This window comes from Microcystis sp. LE19-195.1E, assembly GCF_027532095.1.
GTDB classification, from domain to species: Bacteria; Cyanobacteriota; Cyanobacteriia; order Cyanobacteriales; family Microcystaceae; genus Microcystis; species Microcystis aeruginosa.
In genome coordinates this window covers 1-6,003 of the sequence record NZ_JAPZSZ010000362.1, presented here as the reverse complement: position 1 = coordinate 6,003, position 6,003 = coordinate 1, and the positions used below count along the sequence as shown (strand labels likewise).

Annotated in this window: 9 protein-coding genes; 7 read left to right on the top strand and 2 right to left on the bottom strand. The window is 42.2% G+C overall.

Features of this window, described 5'->3' with window-relative positions:
• Positions 1–780: RNA-guided endonuclease InsQ/TnpB family protein (locus O9300_RS19375; protein ID WP_287973470.1), on the bottom strand; the 780-nt coding region annotated here is incomplete at its 3' end.
• 163 nt (positions 781–943) lie between these two features.
• On the opposite strand from O9300_RS19375, the gene O9300_RS19370 reads away from it, so the two are divergent.
• From O9300_RS19370 to O9300_RS19345, 6 genes are read left to right on the top strand one after another with little or no spacing between them, the layout of a single operon-like run.
• On the top strand, positions 944–1,303 hold the full coding sequence (locus O9300_RS19370; RefSeq protein ID WP_061432731.1) for a ferredoxin thioredoxin reductase catalytic beta subunit: 360 nt from the start codon (positions 944–946) through the stop codon (positions 1,301–1,303).
• A gap of 9 nt (positions 1,304–1,312) precedes the next feature.
• The gene (locus O9300_RS19365) at positions 1,313–1,738 is read left to right on the top strand and encodes a DUF309 domain-containing protein (RefSeq protein WP_190721996.1); all 426 of its coding nucleotides are present in this window, start codon (positions 1,313–1,315) and stop codon (positions 1,736–1,738) included.
• A 49-nt stretch (positions 1,739–1,787) separates the two neighbouring features.
• On the top strand, positions 1,788–2,288 hold the full coding sequence (locus O9300_RS19360; RefSeq protein WP_190721994.1) for an LptA/OstA family protein: 501 nt from the start codon (positions 1,788–1,790) through the stop codon (positions 2,286–2,288).
• On the top strand, positions 2,285–2,464 hold the full coding sequence (locus tag O9300_RS19355; protein WP_287973466.1) for a hypothetical protein: 180 nt from the start codon (positions 2,285–2,287) through the stop codon (positions 2,462–2,464). The genes O9300_RS19360 and O9300_RS19355 overlap by 4 nt, the downstream gene beginning before the upstream one ends.
• A 2-nt stretch (positions 2,465–2,466) precedes the next feature.
• A complete protein-coding gene (lptB, locus tag O9300_RS19350; RefSeq protein WP_002797884.1) occupies positions 2,467–3,195 on the top strand; it encodes an LPS export ABC transporter ATP-binding protein in 729 nt (242 codons plus the stop codon).
• Positions 3,196–3,227: 32 nt separating this feature from the next.
• Positions 3,228–4,397, top strand: a complete 1,170-nt coding sequence (locus O9300_RS19345; protein ID WP_287973464.1) for an LptF/LptG family permease — start codon at positions 3,228–3,230, stop codon at positions 4,395–4,397.
• 36 nt (positions 4,398–4,433) lie between these two features.
• Here the strand turns inward: O9300_RS19345 and rsmI are convergent, their stop codons facing one another.
• Positions 4,434–5,273, bottom strand: coding sequence for a 16S rRNA (cytidine(1402)-2'-O)-methyltransferase (rsmI, locus tag O9300_RS19340; RefSeq protein ID WP_287973462.1), 840 nt, complete (start codon positions 5,271–5,273; stop codon positions 4,434–4,436).
• Between the two features lie 382 nt (positions 5,274–5,655).
• Between rsmI and O9300_RS19335 the strand changes: the two genes are divergently transcribed.
• Entirely contained in the window at positions 5,656–5,772 is a 117-nt protein-coding gene (locus O9300_RS19335) for a photosystem II reaction center protein I (protein WP_002732356.1), read from the top strand.
• The last annotated feature ends 231 nt before the right edge of the window (positions 5,773–6,003 follow it).

Below are 6,003 nucleotides of genomic sequence, written 5' to 3'. Positions count from 1 at the left end.
GCGAGCTACTTTAGATTTCTGTTTTAATCTTTTTTGGCTTCCCTTTTTCTTCTTTGAGAGTTTACGTTGAGCCTTTTTTAGTCTTTTTTCCGACTTACGAAGAAACCGTGGGTTATCAATTTTATCCCCATTAGAGTCAGTTAAGAAATGGTTTAAACCTAAATCAATCCCTACTTCTTTTCCTGTATAGTCAAAGGGTTCTACTCTTTCAATGTCTAAGACAAATTGACAATAAAAGCCATCTGCTCGTTTAATAAGCCTGACTCTTTTGATAGTGGATTTATCGAGAATCTCACGGTTAAAAGTGCCGATTAACTTTAATTTTCCTATCCCTGTTTTATCCGTGATGTGGATAAACTTTTTGTCTTCTGTTAGTTTCCAACCAGAAGTTTTGTAATCGACAGACCTTGAAAACTTTTTGAATTTGGGATAGCCTTTTTTCGCCAAACCCTTCTTGCTCCGTCCGCTCGCCGAATTCGATTCGGTGCGGGCGGTGCGCTTTTTACAGTTATCATAAAAACGGGATATAGAGAACCAAGCTCTTTGGGCACTTGCTTGACGAGCCATAGAGTTGAGTTTACCAACAAAAGAAAATTCAGGACTATTAGATAATTCGGTAGTTAGCCTACACAAAGTACCATAGTTAACCTGATCTTCTTTGGTAGAGTCCATCCAAAATCTTAAACATTTATTCCTGATGAACTGTCCCACCCTTATAGCCTCTTGAATGGCTATCTCTTGGTGTGAATTGGTTTTTAACTTAAACTCTATGACTCGCATTGACTCGACCTCTCAATGTGTTATGCTTATAATCTAGCAACTCATCGTACAAGGTGTCAAGGCGATGTCAGCTTTTCATCTCCGAGGTAAAACCGAGGGTTCCTTCAAGCTGACATTTTAGGTAAAAAGTTTTTTTTTAGAAAGCTAAGGGGATCAGATAACTATGAGCCAGATCACAAACACGGATAAGAGTCTTGAGGCGATGAAAAAGTTTGCCGAACAGTACGCTAAAGGTACAAATACTTACTTCTGTAGCGATCTCTCGGTGACAGCCGTAGTAATTGAGGGATTAGCGCGTCATAAGGACGAATTAGGCGCTCCTTTATGTCCCTGTCGTCACTACGAAGACAAAGAAGCGGAGGTAAAAAATACTTTCTGGAATTGTCCCTGTGTACCGATGCGGGAACGGAAAGAATGTCACTGTATGCTATTTATTACCCCCGATAACGAGTTTGCTGGGGAAGAACAGATAATTTCCCTTGACTATATCCAAGAAGTCCGCGAATCGATGAAGGGGCATTAGTTTAGGGTAATGACAGCCACCGCTTTTGGCCAAGGAATCGACGAATTTAATCGCCAGCAATTCTATGCTTGTCATGATACCCTAGAGGCTTTGTGGATGGAGTCCGCAGAGCCTGAAAAAACCTTTTATCAAGGCATTTTGCAGATTGCTGTCGCTTGTTACCATCTGGAAAATAATAACTGGCGCGGAGCGGTAATCCTTTTGGGAGAAGGGGTTAGACGTTTGCAACCCTATCAACCCGATTACGAGGGGATCAACGTGACGCACTTGGTTGGGGAGAGTTTGGATCTATTAAACTTTTTACAGAATCTCGATCCCCAAGCTTTACCGGCAGTGCTAGAAGCGATGAAAAGCAATCAGGAACATCCTCATCCCCACCTCGATCGATCTATCTGTTCTCTGCCGAAAATCCTCAAAAGTCATCCCGTTCTCTAAAAAGCTAGATTAGTTAGTCAATACAATTACGTCTATAGGTGAGATTTCTATGAGAGCAAGATACGCAAAAATCAGAGGATGGCTAGTTTACCTCGTTTCTGCTGGCTTAATCATGGGATTGGGCAATTCTCCCCTAGTCAAAGCACAGCAGAACATTGTACCAGGTAATGCCATGACAGTGCGATCGGATATTCAAGAGGCGAACTCAAAAACGGGGGTAATTACTGCTAGGGGTAACGTACAAGTGTTCTATCCCGCTCGCAAAATGCAGGCCACTTCCGCTCAAGCTCAGTATTTTAGCCGCGAACGTCGTTTAGTGATGACGGGTAACGTTTACGTTTTGCAGGAAGGCAACAGTATCCGCGCCGAAACGATGACTTATCTTGTCGATGAGGGCAGATTTATCGCTACTCCCCAAACCAGTCAGCAGGTGGAGTCAATTTATTTAGTCAAAGATAACGAAACTTCCCCCCAACCGGCTGCTTCTCCGACACCCGCACCCATACCTTCCCCTTCCCTCCCCGCTGCCCCAATTATTAACCCGCAGTGATTAGGAGTCAGGAATCAGGAGACAGGAGACAGGAGATTATTTTTATTTATTCTTCCCACACCCTACACCCTACACCCCACACCCCACACCCCACACCCCACACCCTACACCCTACACCCCACACCCCACACCCCACTTCCCCACTTCCCCAACCCCTAACACCCAACAGCCGATAAAGATGACTTTAGTATTAGAAAATATCCATAAATCCTACGGTAAAAGGCTCGTGGTTAACCGGGTGAGTATTACTGTTGCCCCGGGGGAAATTGTCGGGTTATTAGGACCAAATGGTGCGGGGAAAACCACAACTTTTTATATCGCCACGGGATTAATTAAACCGAATCAAGGGCGCGTTTGGCTCGATCAAAAAGAAATTACCAAATTACCCCTTAATCAAAGGGCGCGTCTGGGTATTGGCTATCTGACGCAGCAGGCCAGTATTTTTCGTTATTTAACTGTATCAGAAAATATTCAGTTAGCCCTAGAACAGTCGGGGGTTCCCTTTTCCCAACGGGCAAATCGTCTCTATGATTTATTAAAAGAATTTCGCCTCGATAAGATTGTTCGCACTAAAGGAGCCTACGTTTCTGGAGGAGAAAGAAGAAGGACGGAATTAGCTCGCGCTTTAGCGGTGGGAGTCAACGGACCGAGATTTTTATTATTAGATGAACCTTTCGCCGGGGTAGATCCGATCGCCGTGTCCGAGATTCAAGCGATGATCGCCGGTTTAAGGGATCGTCAGATGGGAATTTTAATTACCGATCACAATGTGCGAGAAACTTTGGCTATCACTAATCGGGCTTATATTATGCGCGAAGGGCAGATTTTAGCGGCGGGAAGTGGCGAAGAACTTTATAATAATCCTCTGGTGCGTCAGTATTATTTGGGTGATAATTTTTTCCGATAATTGTTATTAATAAAAAATCGCTGCATTATATCATGAAAGTTGGCAATTGGCAAGGAAATTTAAGTAGAATACCCGGATTTAGCATCTTAGACCGCTATATTTTTGTCGAGTTATTATTGCCCTTTTTATTTGGTATGGGTTTATTCACTTCTTTGGGAGTGGCGATCGGTACTTTATTTGATTTAGTGCGACGGATTACTGAATCGGGTTTACCTTTTACTTTGGCCTTAAAAATTCTCTTATTAAAAATGCCAGAGTTTATCGTTTTAGCCTTTCCCATGTCAATACTTTTAGCGGCTTTAATGGCCTACAGTCGTTTAGCCAGTGATAGCGAATTAATTGCTTTGAAAAGTATTGGAATTAGTGTTTATCGCCTAATAATTCCCGCCATTGTGCTAAGTTTAATAGTGACGGGATTAACCTACGTTTTTAATGATTATGTGGCTCCGGCTGCCAGTTATGAAGCTAATGCTACCATGACCAAAGCTCTGCGACCAAATCGCAAATCTTTTATTGAAGATAATATTATTTATCCTGAATACGGCAAAGTGCGGCAACCGGATGGAGGGGTACCCCAAACGGTATTAAGAAGGTTATTTTATGCCGAAAGATTTAACGGTCAAGAGATGCTAGGTTTAACCATTCTTGATCGCACCCAGCCAGAAGTTAATCAAATTATTACCTCAGAATCAGCTTCTTGGAATATTGAAAAAAATATTTGGGATTTTTATAACGGCACAATTTATCTAATTGATCCTAATGGTTCCTATCGTAATATTGTCCGCTTTCAACATCAACAATTAGCCCTACCGCGTACCCCTTTAGATTTAGCTTTTCGGGCGCGAGATGGTTCAGAAATGACCCTAAGACAAGCGCGGGAATACCTAGAAATACTGCAATTAAGTGGCAATCCTACCAAAATTAGAAAATTGCAGGTTCAAATCGAGCAGAAAATATCTTTACCCTTTGTTTGTTTAGTTTTTGGGATGATTGGGGCAGCCTTGGGATTACGTCCCCAAAATTCTAATAAAGCCACCAGTTTCGGTATTTGTATTGTCCTAATTTTCTCCTATTATCTCCTATCTTTTGTCACCAGTTCCTTAGGCATTGGCGGAGTTTTAACCCCCTTGATGGCCGCTTGGTTGCCCAATATTTTAGGATTAACTGCCGGGGGAATTTTGTTACTTCAATCAGCTAAGTAATTCAGGGTTAGCGGTGGGAATAAAAATTGATAATCATCAAATTTCTAAGGCTAATTTATATAAACGACTGCGGGACAAATTAGTAACCTGTGCTAATTGTCTGCTGGCTTGCGATCGATTAACTCCTCCTTCGATAATTTGTTTTAATTCCCGTTTTAATTCCTCGTCGGATAATTGGATAGTATCGAACCGATTGTTGCCCATAACTACGATAGTAAATTCCCCTTTAGGAGTTTTATTCGCCAGATATAAATTAATCGCCTCGGCGACAGTTCCTCGCCAAATTTCTTCGTAAAGCTTGGTTAATTCCCGACCTAAAACTATCTTTCTCGTTGGGCCGAAAGTTTCTCGTAAATCCTCCAAAGTCTTAATAAGTTTGTGAGGAGCTTCATAAAAAACCATCGTTCTCGTTTCAGTTTTTAAACCCTCTAAGCGCTCTTGTCTGAGCTTTTCCTTACCCGGAAGAAATCCTTCAAAACAGAATCTTTCCGTGGGTAATCCCGACACCGCTAAAGCAGTAATTACCGCCGTTACTCCGGGGATGGGAACCACTTCGATCTTAGCTTCTATACAAGCTTTAATTAACTCATAACCAGGGTCAGAAATCCCCGGCATTCCCGCATCAGTAACCAAGGCGATATCCTGACCTTGGCTGAGAATATTTAATAACTCATCGAGACGGGAAAGACGATTATGTTCGTGGTAACTAATTTGAGGGGTTGGAATATCAAAATGCTGCAATAATTTGCCAGTGTGTCTGGTATCTTCAGCAGCAATTAGAGAGACTTTTTTGAGAGTTGCCAGGGACCGGAAAGTCAGATCGTCTAAATTACCGATCGGCGTTCCCACCACATACAATTTACCGATATTATTCATAAATTAGCTAAAAATAGGCTATTTAGTCGTATTTTCAGTGATCAGTAAACGGTAAACAGTAGGCTGATAACCGATCACCGATCACTGATCAGACTGTCCACTAAAAACTGATAAGTAGGGAGGCACAATTATTTGTAGGATGGGTTAGCGGTAGCGTAACATGAGCGAGCGTTGGGTTTCATGCTTCAACCCAACCTACGTTCATCTTATATTTAATTCCACCCACCCACTTATCTGATCACTGATCACTGATAACTGATAACTGACGACTGAAGACCGATCGCTTTTCTCTGTTCAGGGATCGCCCAAATGGGGTAAAGTAGGTCAAGGTATGATCACCCCTGTTATTGAATTAATCTAGTCTAAGGAGAACGTCTTAGTAATGTTAACCCTAAAAATCGCCGTTTATATCGTTGTTTCCTTCTTTGTCTTACTTTTTATCTTTGGCTTCCTTTCTGGCGATCCTACCCGTAACCCCGGACGCAAAGACTTTGAGTAGAAGACAATTATCAAACTGGTTCTAGGGTAGAGGCACAGGGAACAAGTTATTAAACTTTCCCTGTCTCCCTAGAAATAATGATCATGGTAGTATCATCGGAAATTTTGGGTCTGAAACCCCGCCGTTCTAGGTTGGCTTTACGTTAGAATTAAAAGGCCAGTCTCGAAAACCAAGTGGACGGCGCAGCACCTTGAAAACTCGGCTTAGGGGGTTCCGACCAGAAAAGCTTGG

Excerpts from the sequence above, each read along its gene's own strand:
- O9300_RS19370 (WP_061432731.1), top strand. The coding sequence starts at position 944 with ATGAGCCAGATCACAAACACGGATAAGAGTCTTGAGGCGATGAAAAAG.
- lptB (WP_002797884.1), top strand. The coding sequence starts at position 2,467 with ATGACTTTAGTATTAGAAAATATCCATAAATCCTACGGTAAAAGGCTC.
- O9300_RS19345 (WP_287973464.1), top strand. The coding sequence starts at position 3,228 with ATGAAAGTTGGCAATTGGCAAGGAAATTTAAGTAGAATACCCGGATTT.
- O9300_RS19365 (WP_190721996.1), top strand. The coding sequence starts at position 1,313 with ATGACAGCCACCGCTTTTGGCCAAGGAATCGACGAATTTAATCGCCAG.
- rsmI (WP_287973462.1), bottom strand. The coding sequence starts at position 5,273 with ATGAATAATATCGGTAAATTGTATGTGGTGGGAACGCCGATCGGTAAT.
- O9300_RS19335 (WP_002732356.1), top strand. The coding sequence starts at position 5,656 with ATGTTAACCCTAAAAATCGCCGTTTATATCGTTGTTTCCTTCTTTGTC.
- O9300_RS19360 (WP_190721994.1), top strand. The coding sequence starts at position 1,788 with ATGAGAGCAAGATACGCAAAAATCAGAGGATGGCTAGTTTACCTCGTT.